The 19,843-nt window shown below is 52.3% G+C and carries 18 protein-coding genes; 8 read left to right on the top strand and 10 right to left on the bottom strand.

What is annotated here, in order from left to right; all coding sequences use genetic code 11:
- Positions 1-27 precede the first annotated feature (27 nt).
- Complete coding sequence (locus KIS77_05645) at positions 28-546, top strand: DUF1905 domain-containing protein (protein ID MCW5921807.1); 519 nt, start codon at positions 28-30, stop codon at positions 544-546.
- A gap of 64 nt (positions 547-610) precedes the next feature.
- Here KIS77_05645 and KIS77_05640 read toward each other — a convergent pair whose 3' ends face one another.
- From KIS77_05640 to KIS77_05630, 3 genes are all read right to left on the bottom strand, one after another.
- On the bottom strand, positions 611-1,099 hold the full coding sequence (locus KIS77_05640) for a hypothetical protein (GenBank protein MCW5921806.1): 489 nt from the start codon (positions 1,097-1,099) through the stop codon (positions 611-613).
- Between the two features lie 71 nt (positions 1,100-1,170).
- The gene (aceE, locus tag KIS77_05635) at positions 1,171-3,852 is read right to left on the bottom strand and encodes a pyruvate dehydrogenase (acetyl-transferring), homodimeric type (protein ID MCW5921805.1); all 2,682 of its coding nucleotides are present in this window, start codon (positions 3,850-3,852) and stop codon (positions 1,171-1,173) included.
- A gap of 374 nt (positions 3,853-4,226) precedes the next feature.
- Positions 4,227-6,296 (bottom strand): BatA domain-containing protein, encoded by a 2,070-nt coding sequence (locus tag KIS77_05630; GenBank protein MCW5921804.1) that lies wholly within the window; start codon positions 6,294-6,296, stop codon positions 4,227-4,229.
- A 373-nt stretch (positions 6,297-6,669) separates the two neighbouring features.
- Here KIS77_05630 and KIS77_05625 point away from each other — a divergent pair, with 373 nt between their 5' ends.
- Positions 6,670-7,314, top strand: coding sequence for a hypothetical protein (locus KIS77_05625; protein MCW5921803.1), 645 nt, complete (start codon positions 6,670-6,672; stop codon positions 7,312-7,314).
- A gap of 446 nt (positions 7,315-7,760) precedes the next feature.
- Positions 7,761-8,555 (top strand): thymidylate synthase, encoded by a 795-nt coding sequence (locus KIS77_05620; GenBank protein ID MCW5921802.1) that lies wholly within the window; start codon positions 7,761-7,763, stop codon positions 8,553-8,555.
- A 53-nt stretch (positions 8,556-8,608) separates the two neighbouring features.
- Here KIS77_05620 and KIS77_05615 read toward each other — a convergent pair whose 3' ends face one another.
- Complete coding sequence (locus KIS77_05615; protein ID MCW5921801.1) at positions 8,609-9,457, bottom strand: class I SAM-dependent methyltransferase; 849 nt, start codon at positions 9,455-9,457, stop codon at positions 8,609-8,611.
- Between the two features lie 105 nt (positions 9,458-9,562).
- Between KIS77_05615 and KIS77_05610 the strand changes: the two genes are divergently transcribed.
- Positions 9,563-10,174, top strand: a complete 612-nt coding sequence (locus KIS77_05610) for a hypothetical protein (GenBank protein ID MCW5921800.1) — start codon at positions 9,563-9,565, stop codon at positions 10,172-10,174.
- Between the two features lie 10 nt (positions 10,175-10,184).
- On the opposite strand, the gene KIS77_05605 is transcribed toward KIS77_05610, so the two are convergent.
- Positions 10,185-10,565 carry a Dabb family protein gene (locus KIS77_05605; protein MCW5921799.1) on the bottom strand — a complete coding sequence of 127 codons (381 nt, stop codon included), beginning with the start codon at positions 10,563-10,565 and terminating at the stop codon, positions 10,185-10,187.
- A 29-nt stretch (positions 10,566-10,594) separates the two neighbouring features.
- Positions 10,595-10,963, bottom strand: coding sequence for a hypothetical protein (locus tag KIS77_05600; GenBank protein ID MCW5921798.1), 369 nt, complete (start codon positions 10,961-10,963; stop codon positions 10,595-10,597).
- Positions 10,964-11,066: 103 nt separating this feature from the next.
- Here KIS77_05600 and KIS77_05595 point away from each other — a divergent pair, with 103 nt between their 5' ends.
- The gene (locus tag KIS77_05595; protein ID MCW5921797.1) at positions 11,067-11,930 is read left to right on the top strand and encodes an OmpA family protein; all 864 of its coding nucleotides are present in this window, start codon (positions 11,067-11,069) and stop codon (positions 11,928-11,930) included.
- Positions 11,931-11,936: 6 nt separating this feature from the next.
- On the opposite strand, the gene KIS77_05590 is transcribed toward KIS77_05595, so the two are convergent.
- A complete protein-coding gene (locus tag KIS77_05590) occupies positions 11,937-12,959 on the bottom strand; it encodes an XdhC family protein (GenBank protein ID MCW5921796.1) in 1,023 nt (340 codons plus the stop codon).
- A 255-nt stretch (positions 12,960-13,214) separates the two neighbouring features.
- On the opposite strand from KIS77_05590, the gene KIS77_05585 reads away from it, so the two are divergent.
- Entirely contained in the window at positions 13,215-14,555 is a 1,341-nt protein-coding gene (locus KIS77_05585) for a deoxyribodipyrimidine photo-lyase (protein ID MCW5921795.1), read from the top strand.
- A gap of 51 nt (positions 14,556-14,606) precedes the next feature.
- Here the strand turns inward: KIS77_05585 and KIS77_05580 are convergent, their stop codons facing one another.
- The 3 genes from KIS77_05580 to KIS77_05570 form a co-directional block, all read right to left on the bottom strand.
- Positions 14,607-15,566, bottom strand: coding sequence for a hypothetical protein (locus tag KIS77_05580; GenBank protein ID MCW5921794.1), 960 nt, complete (start codon positions 15,564-15,566; stop codon positions 14,607-14,609).
- A gap of 6 nt (positions 15,567-15,572) precedes the next feature.
- The gene (locus KIS77_05575) at positions 15,573-16,769 is read right to left on the bottom strand and encodes a hypothetical protein (protein ID MCW5921793.1); all 1,197 of its coding nucleotides are present in this window, start codon (positions 16,767-16,769) and stop codon (positions 15,573-15,575) included.
- A 144-nt stretch (positions 16,770-16,913) separates the two neighbouring features.
- Positions 16,914-17,711, bottom strand: a complete 798-nt coding sequence (locus tag KIS77_05570; protein ID MCW5921792.1) for a diaminopimelate epimerase — start codon at positions 17,709-17,711, stop codon at positions 16,914-16,916.
- Positions 17,712-17,849: 138 nt separating this feature from the next.
- Here KIS77_05570 and KIS77_05565 point away from each other — a divergent pair, with 138 nt between their 5' ends.
- Positions 17,850-19,280 carry a Do family serine endopeptidase gene (locus tag KIS77_05565; GenBank protein MCW5921791.1) on the top strand — a complete coding sequence of 477 codons (1,431 nt, stop codon included), beginning with the start codon at positions 17,850-17,852 and terminating at the stop codon, positions 19,278-19,280.
- A complete protein-coding gene (locus tag KIS77_05560) occupies positions 19,281-19,835 on the top strand; it encodes an AAA family ATPase (GenBank protein ID MCW5921790.1) in 555 nt (184 codons plus the stop codon).
- Positions 19,836-19,843: the final 8 nt, after the last annotated feature.

Below are 19,843 nucleotides of genomic sequence, written 5' to 3'. Positions count from 1 at the left end.
ACGTTCACGGATTACCACATTGCACTTATGAATACTGACGAGACCTATCAATTTCAATCTGTTTTGGAAGCCTCTGGCAACAACCTGTGGGGCTTTCATTTTGTCGTGCCCGATGCGGTGGCAGGTGCACTCATTCAGGGGGATGCCCGCCGTGTCGTGTGCGTGTTGAATGAAAAAATGGAGTATCAGTGCGCGTTGCTGCCTAAGGGAGATGGTTCTTTTTTGATAATGGTCAACAAAAAGACCCGCGATAAATTGGGGCTGCAACCCGGTTCGATGGTACGCGTCAGCCTTCGCAAAGACGAGAGTGAGTATGGTTTGCCCATGCCCGAGGAATTGGCGGAGGTGCTGGCGCAGGATGAGGAGGGCAGCCGCTTGTTTCATGCGCTCACTCCCGGCAAAATACGCACCCTCCTCTACATCGTTGGCCAAGTGAAAGCCTCGGAAAAGCGCATTGAGCGGGCGCTCATCATTGTGGCGCACTTAAAAAGCAACGGTGGGAAAATCAATTATCGGCAATTGAACGAAGACATGAAAGGGCGTTAAGTGGAAAAGGCTCGTGCTCCCAACCGATGGTTGGGAGCACGAGCCGTGTGGGCACAACGTTCTTTTACTGCTTGGGCAAAGGCGCTCCGACGGGGGTGCCACACACATGACCCGGTTGGCCGTGAGGCGGGTTGGTGCCCGGCTCGACGGTCACGTTCGCGGCGGGTTGCGGTGTGGGAGCAGGGGGGGGCGCGGACGCGGGCTGGGGGGTAGCTGCTGGTTTGGCAGCGGCCGAGCCGTCCAACGGAGACCCAACAGGCACTCCGCACACATGGCCCGGTTGGCCGTGTGGCGGGTTTGTCTTTGGCGCGGCACCGCTGCCGCCAGTAGCGGCGGGTGCGGGTTGTTGCGTCGCAACTGCCGAGCCGGGAGCGGACAAGGTGGGCATGTTGCTCTCTGGAAGTGCAATTTGTGCGGCGTCTTCGGTAGCGATAGCATTGCCTGTAGCGGCGGCATCAGCCGGAGGTGTTGTCTCTTGTTTGGGGGAGTCGTTTTTGCACGACGCAAACGCAAGGGTGATTGCGATGATGGCGGATACGATTCTGATGGTCATTTTAAAAAAATTGAAAGTGGTGAAAACAAGCCGCAAAGTTAGTGTGCGCCGATTCAGGATTTTTCAAAAAGTTAGACTGACATCGGCTCCACTTTCTCACTCTCCACGCCGTATTTTTTCATAAATTCTAGCACGGCTTTTTCCGTCACCTTGCCTTGTTTTTGCAAAAGGCGCACCGCCGCGAAGGCGATGTATTTGGGCGAAATCTCGAAGTAATCGCGCAGGTTCTCGCGGCTGTCGGAAAGGCCGAAGCCGTCTGTGCCGAGCGCGGTGAAATCCTGTGGCATCCAGGGGGCGAGCTGGCCTGCTGTGAGTTTAATCCAGTCGTTGGCGCTGACGAACACGCCATGTTCGCCTTTCAAAGCCTGCTGTATGTACGGCACTTTTTCTTCCTTGCCGGGGTGCAGCATATTCCAACGGTCGCAAGAGACTGCATCGCGGTAAAGTTCTGTCCACGAGGTGGCGCTCCACACGTCGGTGCTGACTCCTTCGCTTTCGAGGATTTCAGCTGCTTTGAGTACCTGCTCCATGATGACGCCTGAACCCAAGAGGTGTGCCTTTGCGCCGTCTTTTGCGGGTTTTTTATCGGATTTTTTGTAACGATAAAGCCCTCGTTTGATGCCTTCCTCGACCCCTTTTGGCATGGGCGGCATCAGGAGGTTTTCGTTGTATAGCGTGATATAGTAGATTTTATGCTCGTTCTCCACAAACATCCGCCGCAGGCCGTCGTGTATGATGACCGCTAGTTCGTAGGCAAATGCCGGGTCGTACGGAATGACGGAAGGAACCGTCTGGGCGATTAGCACCGAGTGGCCGTCTTCGTGCTGCAAACCCTCGCCATTGAGCGTGGTGCGGCCAGCGGTGGCGCCGAGCAAAAAGCCTTTGGCCATCATGTCGGCAGCCGCCCATACCATGTCGCCCACGCGCTGGAAGCCGAACATGGAGTAGTAGATGTAGAAAGGCACCATCGGCAACCCATGCAAGGAGTAGGCTGTGCCAGCAGCAGTGAAAGAGGCTGTCGCGCCGTCCTCGTTGATGCCTTCTTGGAGCACTTGCCCTGTTTTGGACTCTTTGTATTTGATGACCGAAATGCCGATTTCGAGCGGGGTGTAGAGTTGGCCTTTTTGATTCCAGATTTGTAAGGAATTGAACAGTGACTCCATGCCGAAGGTCTGTGCCTCGTCGGGCACGATTGGCACGATGTATTTGCCAACTTCCTGATTTCGAGCCAACTGAAGCATGATGTCCACCATTGCGCCAGTAGTGGAAAATGTTTTGCCAGAATCGCTGCCTTTCAGCTGTTTGTCAAAAAAATCGAGCGACGGCAGGTTGAATTTTTCAAAGGTTTCGGAGCGTTCCGGCAAAAAACCGCCTAATGCCTTGCGGCGTTCCAACAGGTATTTTGTCTCTGGCGCATTGGCATCTGGATACCAAAACTTGGCGGCCTTTGCTTCCTCGTCGGAGAGCGGGATGCCGTAGCGGTTTTTGGTCTCCACGCGGCTGTCGTCGCTGAGGTCTTTGGTTTGGTGCGCCTTGTTTTTGCCTTCGGCGGCTTTTCCCATGCCGTAGCCTTTGACGGTTTTGACGATGATGGCGACAGGCTTGTTGGATTTCACGGCGCGGTCGTAGGCTGCGTATATTTTTTCCGCATCGTGGCCGCCGCGCCGCATTTTGGCCAGCTGCTCGTCGGAGATGTCGGACAGCAGGGCACTAATCTGCTCGCTCAGTTCGTCACTGCCGATGAGCATTTTGCGCGTCAGTGCGCCGTCGTTGGCAGAAGCCATTTCCTGAAATTGGCCATCCACGAGGCGCTCAAAGCGCGTGAGCAAGATGCCTTCCTCGTCTTTTGCCAACAATTCATCCCAATCGCTGCTCCAAATCACTTTGATGACTTCCCATCCCGCGCCAAAGAAATGGCGCTCCACTTCTTGAATGACTTTTCCGTTGCCGCGCACGGGGCCATCGAGGCGTTGCAAATTGCAGTGAACCACAAATATCACGTTGTCCAGATGTTCGCGGCTGGCCAGGCCGATGGTTCCGTACACTTCGGGTTCGTCAATTTCGCCGTCGCCAATGAAATGCCATACTTTGCCGCCGTTTTGGGGTTTCAATCCTCTGTTTTCCAAGTATTTGTAAAAACGCGCCTGATAAAGCGCGGTCATGGGGCCAAGCCCCATGCTGACGGTGGGTGCTTGCCAAAATTGGGGCATACGGCGCGGGTGGGGATAACTCGACACGCCGCCAATTGTCTCTTGCCGGAAATCGGCAATCGCCTGCAAGGGCAAGCGGCCTTCCCACACGGCGCGGGCATAGATGCCGGGCGAAGCGTGGCCTTGAAACATGAAGAGGTCGCCGCCATAGTCTGCCGAGCGTTTGCGCAGGAAGTGGTGAAACAGCACCTCCGTCATGGTGGCGGAGGCCGCATAAGTGGCAATGTGACCTCCCAATGCAAGGTCTTTGTCCTGTGCTTGCAACACCATTGCTTGGGCATTCCAGCGGATGACGTTCTCGATGCGTTGTTCGAGCGCGAGGTCGCCGGGGTATGCGGGTTGGTCGTCGGGCGCAATTGTGTTGAGGTATGGTGTGTTCAAGGCAGGGCCGCCGTTGGCCACGCCCCTGCGGGCAATGAGGTGACGAAGGCGTTGAAAGAGCTCTTCCGTGCGGCCTTTGCCCTGATTTTCAAGGACTTCCTCGATGGCTTCGAGCCACTCTTCCTGTTCAAGTTTCCAGTCGTCAAGTTGTATATCTCCCATAGGTGTAGAGCGATGAGCAATGAGTGCGAATGAAAAAAATCTTGTGAAATGGTGTTTGGGTCGTGTTGATTAAGATGGGGCGAAAGTAGGTGTTTTTGCCAAAATAAGAAGGGCGAAACCAGTGATGGCATCGCCCCAGATGGGTGAAAAAGGTGTAAAAACTTAGGCAGGTCAGCGGACATTCAATTTTTGACAGGATTTACAAGATTTACAGGATATGATGAAGTGGCTTAGCCGCCAAAAATCCTGTAAATCTTGTAAATCCTGTAAATCCTGTCAAAAACCTATAAGCCTGTCAACCGAGTCCTCTGCGCTTGAAGGCTGACCAAGTTTTTACAAAAAGGTTATGCACTTTGTTTTCCAAGCCAGCATAGTTACACCTTCCACAATCTCAAAAACAACACTTCCAGTGCCAAAAACAGCAGGGCAAACATGACGCACCAGCGCCACAGCACGATGCCGCGTTCGCGCTCGTCCACCACTTGCCCAAAATTGGCTTCGGCGGTTTCCGCAATCAATTTTATGTTTTTAGGCAGGTTCTCCGCGAGTTTTTCATTGGTCAAATAGCGGAGGTCGCTTTCTTTTCTGTCATAATTGAACGCGAACACCGCAAGTGTGCTGTCGCCCCGCAGACGGAGCCGATACCAGCCGGCATCGCGCATCTGTGTGCCGGGGGTAAGCAGCACTTTAGAGCCGAGAATGCGTTGTTCGGGAATGAACTCTTCCGTAGTGGCTGGCGCGACATTTGGGTCGGATGTTGGGGTGTTTTCCGCTACTCTTTGCAGTTTGTATATGCTCTCGCCGCTTATGGAGACTTGGTGCTTCGATTCCAACACTTCGTCTTTGCCGATGGTGTAGGCGACTTGACGGCCTTTGGTGCCAGCAATCGCCATTTTGAACAGCATGGGCACGAAAATTTCTCCGTTGCGGACAAGGTCGTTCAGCTGTTCATTGAGCGGTGCGGCATTGAGGTAGAGCGCCCCTTCTCCTTGCGTGTATTTGGCTAGCATCGCGGAGCCATCGCGATAGGTCAAAATGTATTCGCCACGAGCGGGGGCGATTTTGAAATTGCCTTGCGTGATGGGCAGGCGCAGGTTGGAGCCTTTGTTCAGAAACACGTCTTTGAACACGAACTCTTCGGTGTTGATGTCGCTGGCTTGCCGGGGGGTGGGTTCGTATGCGCCGAGATTGCCAGCGTCGAAGTTTTGGAGAAAGGCATTGTACGAATTGAGGTCGGCAGTCTGGCTTGGAAATACCAACACATTGCCGCCGTTCTGAACAAAATTCTTCAATTCGTTGGCCAAACCTGACGACACGACACCCAGCTCGTTGAGCACGATGAGTTGGTAGTCGGAGAATTTGGAATAATCCAAGGCACCCGCGCTGACGTTGTTCAGTAGAAAGTATCGAGCGCCCAAAAAGGCGTTTTCCAGATACTTGTTGGGTTGCAAGCCGTTGATGGACAACACGTTGATTCGCTCGGCGACATGAAAGGCAAGATAGTAGTTGTCGTCGAATTGGATGGGGTAGTCCGTTACCGAGATTTTGGCCTCATGCCAGCCGGAGCGCAGGATGTTGAAACTCACTGTGTCAATTTTGCTGCCGCGCGCTGGGATATTGAGGGAACCGACGGGCTTCGACTGGCCGTCGTGCTGGAGGCTGAGCCGAAGTTCGGTCGCTTCACCTTCGCTGCGGTTGCTGAGTTTTACGAGCAGGTTCGCGGGTTGATTGAGGATTTGGACCGGGCTTTCAAACCACACACTATCCACCGACACGTTTCGCTCTTGCACTGCCCGCATGGGCACGAGATTGACCTCTATCAAAGTGTCGCGGAAATCGGCGACATCGGCGATGTTGGCTTGAAAGTCACTGACGACGTAGGCTGTTTTGTTTTCTTGTTTGCCAGAGTTGAGGCATTGTTGTTGGCGGATGAGCACTTTTGAAATATCGCGCGATGCCGGGCTGGTGCGGATTTCCTCGATTCGGTCAAGTGCGTCCTCTTTGCTGATGAGGCGTTGGTCGCGTCCTTCAAAGTCGTTGGTCAGCACCTGAAAGCGGTCTTCCACGCCGTATGCGTTCACGATGTCGCGGGCGCGTTGTTTGGCCAATTCGAGCAGTGGCGCGTTTTTCGACAAGGCATTCATGCTGAACGAGTTGTCCACATATACGCTCACTGCTCGCTCACCCTTTTTCACGCCTGCGGACAAGGGGATGAATGGCTGCGCAAAAGCCAACACCATCGCGGCAATGGCTAGGCAACGCATGAGCAGCACGAGCAGGTTGCGCAGTTTCTGGCGATTGCTTGTCTCTTCCTTCACCTCTTTCAAAAAACGGACATTGGTGAAATACACTCTCTTGAATCGCCGGAAATAGAAAAGGTGGATGATAATCGGAACGGCTAAAACGGCAAGGGCGGCGAGAAACGCGGGAAAAACGAATTGCATACTTAGTAGGTCGCGGACTTTCTGGTTGCGAGGTTGGTAAATACGTTTTTTTGATAGAATTGTTTTTGTGGGGGCAAAAATGAGGCAAGTCTAACTTATTTCCACGAGTTCATCGCCGGATTGCAGGAATTGTGGCGCGATTGGCAGAAAGTACAGGATGTTCAAAGCGGCGAGCGACGTACGTCAGTGGTGATTCGCTTCAGCAAATCCTCTTGTTTCATGTCCAAAAAAAAATTTCCACAAAAATAAAGCAAACGGCCAATCAATAAGGGCTTCGGCAACTTTGTCTTTCGCTGCACCCATCAGTTTGCGAGCCTTCTAAAAATTAACATTAAACGACTCACGGTTTTTTTTTCTTTGCAAAAAAATTCACATGAAAAATCTTTTCTCAATCGCTGTGGCGCTTCTGTTTATGCTTCTTTTCTTGCAGTGCAAGGAGGAAAAGCCCGTGTTCACAAACGTTTTGCTTGAATTCCCTTCTCTGCGCCCTTTGGCTGAAGTGTCAGTCGTTATGCTTGGTTGCCGTCAAGATAATTTGCACCCTGACTCCACCTGCAAAGACCTTGCATCACTTGGCACTGCGGTTACTGACGCGGATGGGAGATTTATGAGTGCCGAAGAGGTGCATCGGGTTTGGATGGAAGATGATGGTTATCTTGACATAAAACACATCAATCGGAATGACCCTGCTCAGACCATTTTTTATGCGGGCAAACCGGGTTGGGTGCGCGTAGTCTTCGAGCCGCTTGTGCCCAACGATTCTTATTTTCAGGCAAGTGTTTTCCTTTCTCAAAAAGTCCCGGTTGATGCCACAGACAAGGATAGCACTCGGTTGAGCCCGAGTCAGGCAGGCACGGCTACCTACACCTCGCAGGGAAAAGTCAATGGCCAGTTTGTGGCCGGAGTTCCAGTAATGGTTAGTCTTTATTTCCAAAAGAAAGATAAGCCTACGGAAACGACTGTGTTATATGTGCCTTGCTACGAGGGCGACACCAATGTGGTAAAGTTGTTTTATTGACTTTTGGAGTTTTTCCCAGACTACAGCTATTCTCGGTTTGTAAGAGGTGTCATCTTTTGAGGAACGAAAAAGGTGACACCTCGGCCTGTCCTTGAGGTGTCACCCCTCCATTCTTCCGGGATGACACCTCAGAGCCCGACAAAGCGAGAATCGCTGAAATCAGGGAGGGCAATCATGAGCATCTGACAAATTCTAACGAATCAAGGTATAAGTTTGCCTTACCTTTGTAAGTGTTTAAAAATACGGATGTCATGCCCCGATTAAAGAGGAGTTGAACCTAGTTGGCGAGGCAGGTTCAATTCCTCCTTAATCGGGGTATGCGTTTGGAAACAGCCCAATCCGACACCTTGAGACTTTTGAAAGAATTGATGGATTTGCCGATGTGCCGTCTTTCAATTTAACAAGCGGCACAACTTCCGTACCCCTCCAATTTTTCAGATAAAGAAATGCAAGCCTACCACGACCTCCTCCGACACATTCTCCAGCACGGCACCCGAAAATCCGACCGCACTGGCACTGGCACCATTTCGGTGTTCGGCTACCAGATACGGTTCAACCTTGCCGAAGGTTTCCCGCTCGTGACGACCAAAAAAGTGCATCTCAAAAGCGTCATCCACGAACTTCTGTGGTTTTTGCAAGGCGAAACCAATATTCGGTATTTGAAAGAAAACGGCGTGAGCATCTGGGACGAGTGGGCCGATGCCAACGGCGACCTTGGTCCAGTGTATGGAAAACAGTGGCGCTCATGGGCTGCTCCCGATGGCAGGACAATTGACCAGATTTCGGAAGTCGTGAACACGCTGAAAAAAAATCCCGACAGCCGACGCATCATCGTGTCGGCGTGGAATCCGGCGGACATTCCCGACATGGCGCTGGCACCGTGTCATTGCTTGTTTCAATTTTATGTAGCCGACGAAAAGTTGAGTTGCCAACTCTACCAACGCAGCGCCGACGTGTTTCTCGGCGTACCGTTCAACATCGCTTCCTACGCGCTTTTGACCCTGATGCTCGCCCAAGTTTGCGCCTTCGAACCGGGCGATTTTGTCTGGACGGGCGGCGACACGCACCTCTACGTCAACCATTTGGAGCAGGTTGACCTGCAACTATCCCGCGAGCCGCGCCCCCTGCCGACCATGCGGCTCAATCCCGCCACACGCGATATTTTTTCTTTCCGATACGAGGATTTCGAGTTGTTGAACTACGACCCGTGGCCGGCGATAAAGGCACCAGTGGCAGTGTGAGGGACATTGGGATTTTAGATGGACGTGAAAAGATTGAGAAAGAACATGGAAAATCAGCCAATCTCAATCCAATACGACCCTCCATGCCGCTCCACATCTTTCAAGTTGGGATGTTCCCAGAGTGGCTTCACCATGTCGCTCAAGGTCTCATCCTCGGAGATGAAGTAGTTAGGCAAAATGGTCTTGTATCGCTTTGGGTTGGCCAATATGAACATCGCCAAGCCATACTGTTCGGAATAGAACCTATCGCACATGAACTGAGGGTAGTCGTAAGGCAAATAGATATCGTGGATGTGAACGAGTACCCCCTGTGGCAAGCGTGGGAGCACCTCCAAAAAAAACACCATCGCATCGGAGTTGGGCAAAATGCGGTGCGAGTTGTCAATAAACAATATATCCCCCGCCTTGAACTCGGCCAAAAAGGGTGCAAAATCAACATTTTCAAAGGGTTGTCGAATGATGCTGTTGGCCAGATGGTCAATTTCCGCTCGTGGGAAAGGGTCAATCGAGATAATTTCGGTGGGTAGGTTTTGCTCTTTTTTTGCCTTGAAAGCCACTTTGGTTGAGTTCCCGGAGCCGACTTCCACATAACGCGCAGGCCGATATTTGGCGAGCATGGTGTAGATGCCCGCGATGTCGAGGCCGGGCAAAAAGCCGTTGTTCCAACCCGGGTTGTCTGGGTTGTTTTCTCGTGCCATTGGTTTGATGGCCTGCAAATTTTCTTTGAAACTCAGCATCGTGCGCAGGTTCTCCACATATTCAGCGCGATTGGCTTGGATGATTTCGTAGAGTTCGCGGTGAGGCGGGCTGCCGTGTCCGTAGCGCGGCTTGAACGCCACGCGGTATTCCAAAAAAAGGGTTCTGAAACGCGGATGGAGGAAACGGTATATCTCTTTCAGCATAATATGGCAACGGTGCGGTGGCTCGGTTCTATTTTCTTTTTCGGCGCAAAGACACAGAACCCCGACAGGCTTTCATAATTTTGCCCCCGAATTTTAAGCGACACCATGTTTACTATCAATATCTATCTTCGTTTTGCCCTCATTGTGGGCGGCATTTTGGGCGGTGCCATCTTGTGGGCTGCTTACGGATTCTGGTATGGGTTCCCGTTTCTTTTGCTGGGCATCGTCATGCTGGCTGGTTACCTGATGCTCGGCACCATTCTATCCGCCAATCAGCTAATCGCCCAACAACGCCTCGATGAGGCAGAAAAAAGGCTCGGCCTTACTTTTTTCCCAAAAACATTGCTCGTTGGCTACAAAGGGGTCTATTACATGACTTATGGCGCACTGGCCATGCAACGCCGCGATTTCAATGCAGCGGAGGCGTGGGTGAAAAAATCGCTCGACGCAGGCCTGCCCTCCGAAAACGAAAGGGCGACCGCCTTGCTTCAACTGGTGATGATTTATGCAAACAAAAACAACTTGAAGCAGGCTCAAGCGCACTTCAGCGAAGTGAAAAAACTCCACGTCACCGAGTCCATGCTCAAGGAGCAAATCAAGGAAGTGGAAAAACAACTGAAAATGGCTGGCCAAGCCATGAGTCCTTCCATGATGGCCATGATGGGCGGTAAAGGATTTCGCCCCGGCGGCAAGCGCAGGCAGCCTAAAATGCGATAAATCAACGGGTTCATCGCTTTTTCCCTTCCGAGTCGTACACGATGACCTTTTCCCAAAGGTGTGCGTATTGCTCCACGAACTTCAAATGGGCTGGATGCTTTTGATAGACTTCCTCCGCTTCGAGCGTGTCGAAAAAAAGCAGCCAAGAAATGGCATACGAACGTTCTATCACGCTTCGGTTGGTAGAGGCAGGAGTGCCAATATGAGCCAAGCGAACGCTTGGTATCTTCACAAGCGTTTCGAGACCCTCCACCAACTTGTTTTTGTCGGCCTCGCTACTCGGATTTTTCAGCCAAAAGAAAACGTGATGCACGAATATGTTCTTCTTTTTCCCGCCTTCATTGGGTAGCGGAACCGCGACGGCGGCAGCGGCAAGGGATGTGTTTTTCATAAAACCACGTCTTGATACTTTTTTCATTGTCAGAAAGTTAGATTTTTTTTCAAAAAAAGGACTTGCCCTTGTCCGGCTTTCTCCATTTGAAGTTTTAACGTGTCGGCAGACAAAAACAGGATTTTCAAAGCGCGTTCTTTGGGTTGTTTTGCGGTCGTGTCGGTCAGAAACAAAAAACTGTCTGCCACCCTGAACGGCCCCGCCTCGCGGTAGAAACCTATGGTACGAAATTCGTTGCGGCTGTCTGCTAAAAAAGAAATAGCGATGGAATCGAGTGGCGCTGGCGCATCTTGGCCGTTTTCATAGAAAGCTATGGCCTGCCATTGCCCTTCCAACAGGTTGACATCCAAGCCGCAAGCGGCGAAGAGCAACGGCAACAAAGACAGGAGGTTTTTCATTCTATTGAGCCAAAAATCGACGGCGAAAATAGAAAAACCACCGACACCGAGAGTCGCTAAGAATTTTTCAAAAACTTTGCCCGTCCAACAAACTCACATACCTATGCCAAGAGTCCGATTTTTACTTTTCTTGTTCTTGATGTCTGGGCTTCACGCCTGTGTGAAACCCAAAGTGTACCAAGCCGAAATCGCCACCCGCGCCGCGGCGGAAGCCCGCGAAAAAGTGCTGGTAAAAGAATTGCTTGAGCGCAGGCAGGAAAATGCCAATCTGATAAAGCAGCTCGGCGAGCTCAACCGCACCATTGGCAATCAGGAAGAAGAAATCAAAGACTTAAACGCAGAACTATCCGCCCGCACCCAAAAATTGGGCGAATCGTCAAGCAAATTAGCTGGCGAGAAAGCGGCTGTCGAAAACGAATTGGCCTCCACGCGGGCCACCCTTGCCAAGCGCAACGCCTTGCTTGAGAGCGTTCAAAAAGCACAACAGGAGCGCAAGAAGGCATTGGAAGAACTTCGCGCACAGCTAACCAAGCAGTATGCTGGTCAAGCCGATGTCAGTGTGGTGGTGGAAGGAGAAGCCGTGCTGCTTTCTTTGCCCGACAAAACTTTGTTCGATGCGAAAAACGGTCAGGAAATCAGCAACTCCGGCAAGGCGTTGTTATCCCCTTTGGCCCAAATCCTGACGGAACGCCCGGAGGTGTCTGTAGAGGTCGTCAGCCACACCGACAACGCCCTGCCGAAGGACAAAACCCTGCTCGACACTTGGGATTGGAGCCTGCGGCGTGCCACCAATCTCGTGCGGCTCCTTGTGCGCGACTTCAACGTGAATGCCAACCAGCTCACGCCAGTCGGCAAAGGCGAATACTATCCGCTCACATCCAACGCCACTGCTGAGGGGCGCCAAAAAAATCGCCGGACAGTCGTGATGCTCAAGCCAGCGGTACCTGCCGTGCCAATGGTGGAGTGACAGGCTTTACATGTGTTGATTTTTCACAGCCACTATTTGCGCCATGATGCTTAGCGCGATTTCTTTCGCGGTGCGCGACCTGATGGGCAGGCCGACAGGCGCGTGTATGCGCCGAAACTCGTCCTCCGAAAATCCCGCGTCCAGCAATCGCTCGCGCCGGCGCTCGTTGGAGGCTTTGCTCGACAGCGCACCGATGTAGGCAGCGCGCGAACGAAGCAGCAAATGCAATGCTTGGTCGTCTATTTTAGGGTCATGTGCCATCACTACCGCAAACGAGTATTCATCAAGCGAATAATCGGGCAGCACCTCTGCTGGATATTCCTCCACGATTCGGTCTGGCGGCGTCGGGAAGTGGGTGTTGCGAGCAAAAGCCGCTCGCGGGTCTATCACAATGGTCTCGAAATCAAAATATCGGGCGAGATGCACCAGTTCCGCCGAAGCATGTGCGGCCCCGATGACGAAGAGTTGCAGTTTGCGCGGGAAGACCCGCAAAAACCACTGCTCATCGCTCTGTTGCACTGTTTGGCTTTTGCGCTCGCGCCAAGCACGACGCGCGTGCTCGTGCAAATCGAGCGGTGATTCGTGTGTGCTATTTGAGGAATCCGGCATGAAAAGGTGATGCGCCGCTGGCCCTTCCGAAATGCGGGTGGCCCACACGCAACTCTTGTTCTCGATCAGGCATTGACGCAATGTTTGCCAAAAAGCGGCATTGTCGCAGCCGGGAAATTTTTCCAAAAAAATCTCGATAGTGCCGCCGCAAGTCAATCCGACCGACCAAGCATCGTCGTCGCTGACACCAAATTTCAACAATCGCCCCGCTGCTCCGGCAGTCGTTTCTTCTGACGACCGCAACACGATTCCTTCCACACAACCGCCTGAAACGGAGCCGAGCATCTCCAAGGCTTCGCCGATAAACATGGTGGTGCCTACAGGTCGTGGCGCGCTGCCCCAAGTGTGGATGACGGTGGCAACGCTGAATGGCTTGCCCCCGGCGAGCCATTGGTCTAATTCGTTCAGATATTCCCTCATCGAATGGGTTGGCGGGTTAAGTATACTTCGCTCTGCCAGGTTTTGGGCATGGCAAAAAGCGCAATTTGTTCAAAATCAGGGAGAGCAATCATGGTCATCTGACAAGTTCTAGCGAGTCAAGGTATAATTGGCGGGTTTGCGGGGTTGGCGGGACTTGGATGAAAAACCATGCGGGGCATAATTTGTTTCGTGAGCAAAATTATCAATTTGAAATGCAGCCTCAGTTAATGAGCCTCGCAAACTCGTCAACTCACCATGCCAATCTCCATCTTTTGGTTTCGCCGCGATTTGCGCCTCGATGATAACGCGGGGTTGTATCACGCATTGAAAGGCAAGAACCCCGTGTTGCCAGTCTTCATTTTTGACCGCCACATTCTCGATGATTTGCCTCGAAAAGATGCGCGTGTGGAGTTTATCCATCAAGCCGTGTCGGGTTTGAAAAAGAGACTGGAGGAGTTGGGCAGCACCCTTTTGGTTTTTTACGGCCATCCAGAAACCGCATGGTCACAACTGTTGGCCAACTACGATATTGAAGCGGTATATACCAACCGCGACTACGAGCCTTATGCGTTGGAGCGCGATGCCGCTGTGAGGGCTTTGCTTGCCGAACGCGATGTCGCGTTCAACACCTTCAAAGACCATGTTATTTTTGAAAAAGACGAGATACTGAAATCGGATGGCACGCCTTACACGGTATTCACTCCATATAGCAAAAGGTGGTTGGAGAAATTGCAAACCAAGTGGATGCTCACCACGAATGAACATGACGAGGAGGAGCGCAATTCGTTTTATCTCAGTTCCTACCCCAGCGCCAGATATTTTGCCCAATTCCAAAAAACTTCGCCGTACCCGATGCCCACGCTGGAAGAAATGGGCTTTGAGCCAGCTGATGTGCCCTTCCCTCCCGCGACGGTGGCGCGAGGACTTATCAAACAGTATGACCAAACGCGCAACTTTCCCGCGCTACATGGCACCTCTCGATTGGGGGTGCATTTCCGTTTTGGCACCATCAGTATTCGGGAAAAAGCCCGCCATGCGCAAAAACTCAACGCGACGTATCTCAACGAGTTGGTCTGGAGAGATTTTTACAGCCAAATTTTGGCACATTTCCCGCACGTCGTCCATCGCCCTTTTCAACTAAAATATGAGCGAGTGGAATGGCGAGACTCGCCTGAAGATTTTGAAAAGTGGCGGGAAGGGAAAACGGGCTATCCCATCGTGGACGCGGGTATGCGCGAGCTGAATCTCACAGGCTATATGCACAATCGCGTGCGCATGATAGTCGCCAGTTTTTTGGCCAAGCACCTATTGCTCGATTGGCGACTTGGAGAGGCGTATTTTGCCCAAAAATTACTCGACTTCGACCTTGCCAGCAATTCTGGCGGTTGGCAATGGGCAGCGGGCTGCGGCACCGATGCCGCGCCGTATTTTCGCATTTTCAACCCCGCCGAGCAGGCCAAAAAGTTCGATTCGGAAAACAAATACATCCGCAAATGGGTGCCGGAGTTCGGCACTTCTGCCTACCCGCCTCCTATGGTCGAGCACACGTTTGCGCGGGAAAGGTGTCTGGCAGCTTACAAGAAAGCTTTGGGATAAGGCTTGGTTGGCAAGCTCGATTGATTTCAACGCCCGATTCGCGCGAGTCCGTTACAAATACCACCCATGCGGGTAGTTTTTCGGTTGCACCGTGTGAAACGCCTCTGTTTGCTTGAGCATCCGCTGACGCAGGTATGCGAGGCGCGGGGGGGGCAACACGGGATGACCTTTCACCAACACGGGCTGGTAAAGATTTTGGAAGCGGTTCATGCGGAGCTCGGTCGGTTGGCCCGTGTTTTCGTCCATGAAACGAACACTGGTCTTGCTCACGCTGGCTTCTTCCTCCTGACTTTGCGTGAGCCACACGTCGCCCAATGGCTGATTGCCCTTGAACAGTCGGCGAATCTGCACCATTGGCTCGCCTGTTTCGTGTTGGATTTTTATCAAGCCCTCTCCCGGTAGCGTCTCTCGGATGTGCTTGCGCACGTTTTTCAGGATTTCGTCAGCCGAAGCCCCTCCGATATATGCCGCTCGGATTTTCCAGCCCTCTGGATTGAAGGGGTAGGGCGGTGGAGAAGGGGTGTCCTCTTCCGTCCATTCGCCGCGCTTCCACCTAGCCATGGCCGCCATGGTTGCCCAATGTGTTGATTCCCATAGCAACAGCCGGAAAGCCGAGGCCATCAATTGGATTTGCGCCCAGGGGCCTTGCACGACCAAGATGGGTTCTCCGGGCATCAGGAGGGCACCTTCCGGCGCGATATTTACCTGCACCCGTAGGCGTAGCCGCTGCAAATAGTTCAAGAAGCTTTCCCGGAATACCGAGCGGCCATGTTCATCTGTCACTTGACCGAGATGCTGTATCACCTCTGCCGAAAATCGGAATCGTCGAATATGCTCGGCCAGCAACCCCGCGCCGCAGGATATGGCAAAGGCACCCTCTGATTTATACATCAGGTGAAAAAGTGCCTCTCGATTGTAGGAGCCGTCAAGCCACGACGCTTGGGCGGCAAAAGCAGGTTGGAGGTCTGAGAGCCAATCGAATGGAGCGGGTGAAAAGTTGGATTTAATCATGCTGAACTACAAGGTGTTGCCAAAGATATTGACACCTAATGCGAGGTAAAACATATCGCCGCGCAAGGCATCGTTTTTCTTGTCCCAATTCAACCAATTATAGCCGATTCGGATGCGGGCGCTGAGGTAAGAAGCGTCCTGCACCCTGTCGTCGTAGCTGCTGAAGTATTTCAGTTTGATGTCTGCGGTGAGGGCTGCGCCGAGATAACCTTTCGTGTAAACAAAGTTGGAGTAGTAGTCTGGCAGCGGGTCGTCCTCCTCTTCGTCGGGGCTGGGGGGCTTCAGTATGCTGAGACCCGCCACGACCGAGGGGTAAACCCTTAGTTTCTTATTGTTTAAAACATCGTACCCTACTTCCAACGCAGGCATGATGAGCGAGCTGGGGTCGTTTTTCGGCCACTCGAAGTTGCCCTCGAAGATGGGGCGATTGAGTTTTTGCCAACTGAAATTGCAGCGCAAGCCAAAGTTCCATCGCTTGAGCCAATAGTTGAGGCCGATATCGAAACCATAAGGTGAGCGGAGGGTTCGCTCCAACTCATCGCGCCAGCGACCACTTGTGAACAGAAAGTCTATCCCAAATCCTTGATTTCTGTTGACCTGAGAACTTTGGGTTTTGTCTGATTCTGGTTTAGGGGTGTATAGGTTGGCTTGAATGTAGTTTTTGAAAGGCGATTCGGGATGCAGTGCCAAAAAAGCATCAAGGCGTTTGTTCCATTCGCCCGCCTCTACCTCATCCTGATTCAAGCGAAGCAAATAGTCAAACAGAATAAGGGCAAACTGCTTCTCCTCCGCTGTCAAAAAACCTCGACTGATGTTTTCATAGACTTGAAAACGATTTTCATAGAGGATATAGTCCAGCCATTCAAACAAGCTGTCTTTAGGAGGCGGGGTTTTGAGTGCCAGCTGCCGCCGGGTTGCCGCGTCGAGGCGCGGCACTTCGTCGAACAAGTTGCCGTAAGCCTCTTCCCAGTAATAGAGAAGCCAGCGTTCATCCCACACCAACGCGACGCGGACACTATCTTCCAAGCGCATGAGCGAGTCTCGCCAGAGCGAGGTGGCAGCGGGGTCGTTGTTGAGGAAAGATGCGAGGAGCTCTTGCCGAGTTGCTGCAATGCGCTGCGGCTTGGGTACTGGCAAGCTGTCGTTTTGCGCTTGCAGCGCGTTTGAGAGCAGGATGAGGCTAAACAGTAGAAGCTTTGCCATTGATGGGTTGTTTTTGTTTCAAGATGTTGGAAATGAATGTTTGCGCTATGGATACTTCACTTCGTCAAATTTTCAGCGTGGTTGAAATCGCAATTCGTTTAAAATCAAGGGCATCAATCATGGTCGTCTGAAAATCTTGACGAATCACAGTAGGATTTCGCCCTCGAACACGCGCTCGGCTGGCCCGCAGAGCCATACGTCCGAAAAAGAGCCATCGTTGTTTGCTTTGAACCGCACGGCCAAGTCGCCACCTCGTGCGTGTACTTGTATGTCGGCTGCCCCGGCGCTCGGCGTACGGAACAAGAACGAGGCAATGGCTGCTGCCGTGACACCTGTGCCACAAGCGAGTGTCTCATCCTCGACACCACGTTCGTAAGTGCGGATGTCGAGACTTCCGTCGCTGTTTAATTGGACGAGGTTCACGTTGATTCCTTGCTCCTTGAATCGCTCCGAATATCGGATGGCGCGGCCTTCTTGCACCATGTCGGCATTTTGCAAGTTTTCTTCAAAACGCACATAGTGCGGCGAGCCTGTATCAAGCACAAAGATGTTCCCCGCGCGCTCGACGTTTCGCACATCCGACATTTTGAGCTCTACCCAGTTGCCCCGCCCCATTTTTACCTCATGCTCGCCATCAATGGCAAGAAATCGCCCAAACTCCTCTATGATACCCAGATGTTTGGCAAATGCCGCGATGCAGCGTCCGCCGTTGCCACACAAGGTGCTTTCGCGCCCGTCGGCATTGAAATAAATCATCTCGAAGTCGAAGCCGGGGCGATTTTCCAGCAAAATTAACCCATCCGCTCCGATGCCGAATCGGCGGTGGCAGAGATGGGCGATTTTGTCTTTACTATCGCGTGTGAGCCATCGGCGATGCCGTTGGTCGAGCATCACGAAGTCGTTGCCAGCGCCTTGGTATTTCCAGAACTTCATTTTTGTCAAATTTTCACCACAAACGAATGGTGTATATTCCTTGTTTCCAACTTTTTCGGCAGAGAAATTGTCCATCCAAACTAAAAACCAATGCACTGCGTTTTCGTTTAAATTTGCAATGCCCATCAAAACAACTGGCTAAGTTCTATGAGAAAGTACCTGCCATTTATCCTCATCTCGCTCAGCAGTTCCTTGCTGTCCGTTGCTTTTTACAGCCATTTTGTGCGCCCCAACCGAGTTGTATGGAACAACAACGACGGAGAGGTGCGCTATACGGGGCTGGTTGACAAATTGTTCAACGCTCGCTCCAACGGCAATTTCTATTCTGCCGCTCCCAATCATTTCACCGATGCGGCTGAGGTTGCTACGCCTGCGGTGGTGAACATACGCGCGCTGTTGGAAACGGGTGGCGGTATTTGGGGAGGGGGCACACTTACTGGCTCTTCCGGGTCGGGGGTTATTCTTTCGCCCGACGGTTACATCGTGACGAACCACCATGTCGTGGAGCGCAGCACCGACATCAAGGTGACGTTGGCCGACAAGCGTGTTTACAAAGCCAAGCTGGTTGGCTCCGACCCTTCCACCGACATTGCACTATTGAAAATTGATGAGGTGGAATTACCTTTTCTTTTGTTTGGCAATAGCGATTCTATTCGCATTGGTGAGTGGGTGTTGGCCGTTGGCAACCCTTTCAACTTGGAAAGTACGGTCACTGCGGGCATTATCAGTGCCAAAGGGCGCAACATCAACATTTTAGGCGGGGCGAGCATCGAGTCTTTCATTCAAACGGATGCGGCAGTCAATCCCGGCAACAGTGGGGGCGCTTTGGTCAACACTGCTGGCGAATTGATTGGTATCAACACGGCCATCATCACGGAGTCGGGAAGCTATGAGGGCTATTCGTTTGCGGTGCCTTCCAATTTAGCTCAAAAAGTTATTCGCGATTTGCGCGAGTTCGGAGAGGTGCAACGAGCTTACTTGGGGGTCGGTATCCAGGACTTGGATGGTGAGACTGCGCGCGATATTGGTTTGCCCAATGCTCAAGGGGTGCTCATCAACCGCATTGCCCTCAATGGCGCAGCTGCGGATGCGGGCATGAAGGTGGGCGATGTGGTGACGGGCATCAACAATACGCGGGTGAAGAGCACGTCCGAATTGCAGGAATATGTTGGCCGATTCCGCCCCGGCGACCAAGTGAGCATTGAGTATTGGCGAACTGGCAAGAAATCGCGCATCCGGGTGATATTGAAGGATTTGAACAACTCAACCTCGTTGGCGCGGGTGCGCGGCGATGAATTGGAGGGACAGTTGGGCTTTGAGCTGCGCGACCTTTCGCGCGATGAGGAGCAGCGGCTGCGCTTGAAGGGGGCTATGGTGACGAGCGTGCGGCGGGGCAGTATTGTTTTTATGACCAATATGCAACCGGGCTTCGTGATTTCGAGCGTCAATGGGGACCGGGTCAACAATGCCGCAGAGGCAATTGATGCCATCAGAAACGCTTACAATAGTCTTGTGCTTGATGGCTACTACGAAGGCGAGACGGATTTGTATTCATATCGTTTCAAAAAAGAGGAGTGATTGGGCCGTTATCGTCATATCCATATTTTAGGGGCGCCCGGCTCGGGTGTCACGACGTTGGGGAAGGCCTTAGCCGAGCGGCTGGGCTTTTTTCATTTTGATACTGATGACTACGTTTGGTTCACCGACGACGATTTGCCTTTTCGGAGAAAAAGAAATGTGGAACATCGCAGGAAACTTATGGGGAGAGATTTGGCAGATTCGGATGCTTGGGTGCTTTCCGGTGCCGTGTGTGGTTGGGGCGATGTGTTTGCCTCGCGTTTTGATTTGGTCGTGCATCTCGGTTTGCCAATGACGGTGCGGCTTGCTCGCATCCAAGAACGCGAAGTCCGTCGCTATGGGCGGGAAAGGCTGTCGGAAGGAGGTGATTTACATTTGGTTTATGAGAAGTTTCTGACGTGGGCCAAAAGGTATGATTTTGAAAATGACAACCTAAGAAACCGGGCAAGTGAGTTGCGATGGTTGGAACAACTTGCCTGCCCGGTTTTAAAATTCGAGGAGGATGCGCCTGTGGAGAATTGGGTGGAGACCATCCTGCAATTCATGGACTTATGAGACAGATA

Source organism: Saprospiraceae bacterium (genome assembly GCA_026129545.1).
In the GTDB taxonomy this organism is placed as follows: domain Bacteria; phylum Bacteroidota; class Bacteroidia; order Chitinophagales; family Saprospiraceae; genus M3007.
Note: the sequence above shows the minus strand (reverse complement) of the source record. Positions and strands in the feature narration are given on the sequence as shown.

Bases quoted from the DNA above. Each gene is read 5' to 3' on its own strand.
- KIS77_05575 (MCW5921793.1), bottom strand. From the start codon at position 16,769: ATGGCAAAGCTTCTACTGTTTAGCCTCATCCTGCTCTCAAACGCGCTG.
- KIS77_05595 (MCW5921797.1), top strand. From the start codon at position 11,067: ATGCCAAGAGTCCGATTTTTACTTTTCTTGTTCTTGATGTCTGGGCTT.
- KIS77_05590 (MCW5921796.1), bottom strand. From the start codon at position 12,959: ATGAGGGAATATCTGAACGAATTAGACCAATGGCTCGCCGGGGGCAAG.
- KIS77_05565 (MCW5921791.1), top strand. From the start codon at position 17,850: ATGAGAAAGTACCTGCCATTTATCCTCATCTCGCTCAGCAGTTCCTTG.
- KIS77_05640 (MCW5921806.1), bottom strand. From the start codon at position 1,099: ATGACCATCAGAATCGTATCCGCCATCATCGCAATCACCCTTGCGTTT.
- KIS77_05600 (MCW5921798.1), bottom strand. From the start codon at position 10,963: ATGAAAAACCTCCTGTCTTTGTTGCCGTTGCTCTTCGCCGCTTGCGGC.
- KIS77_05630 (MCW5921804.1), bottom strand. From the start codon at position 6,296: ATGCAATTCGTTTTTCCCGCGTTTCTCGCCGCCCTTGCCGTTTTAGCC.
- aceE (MCW5921805.1), bottom strand. From the start codon at position 3,852: ATGGGAGATATACAACTTGACGACTGGAAACTTGAACAGGAAGAGTGG.
- KIS77_05580 (MCW5921794.1), bottom strand. From the start codon at position 15,566: ATGATTAAATCCAACTTTTCACCCGCTCCATTCGATTGGCTCTCAGAC.
- KIS77_05625 (MCW5921803.1), top strand. From the start codon at position 6,670: ATGAAAAATCTTTTCTCAATCGCTGTGGCGCTTCTGTTTATGCTTCTT.
- KIS77_05585 (MCW5921795.1), top strand. From the start codon at position 13,215: ATGCCAATCTCCATCTTTTGGTTTCGCCGCGATTTGCGCCTCGATGAT.
- KIS77_05605 (MCW5921799.1), bottom strand. From the start codon at position 10,565: ATGAAAAACACATCCCTTGCCGCTGCCGCCGTCGCGGTTCCGCTACCC.
- KIS77_05645 (MCW5921807.1), top strand. From the start codon at position 28: ATGAATACTGACGAGACCTATCAATTTCAATCTGTTTTGGAAGCCTCT.
- KIS77_05620 (MCW5921802.1), top strand. From the start codon at position 7,761: ATGCAAGCCTACCACGACCTCCTCCGACACATTCTCCAGCACGGCACC.
- KIS77_05615 (MCW5921801.1), bottom strand. From the start codon at position 9,457: ATGCTGAAAGAGATATACCGTTTCCTCCATCCGCGTTTCAGAACCCTT.
- KIS77_05610 (MCW5921800.1), top strand. From the start codon at position 9,563: ATGTTTACTATCAATATCTATCTTCGTTTTGCCCTCATTGTGGGCGGC.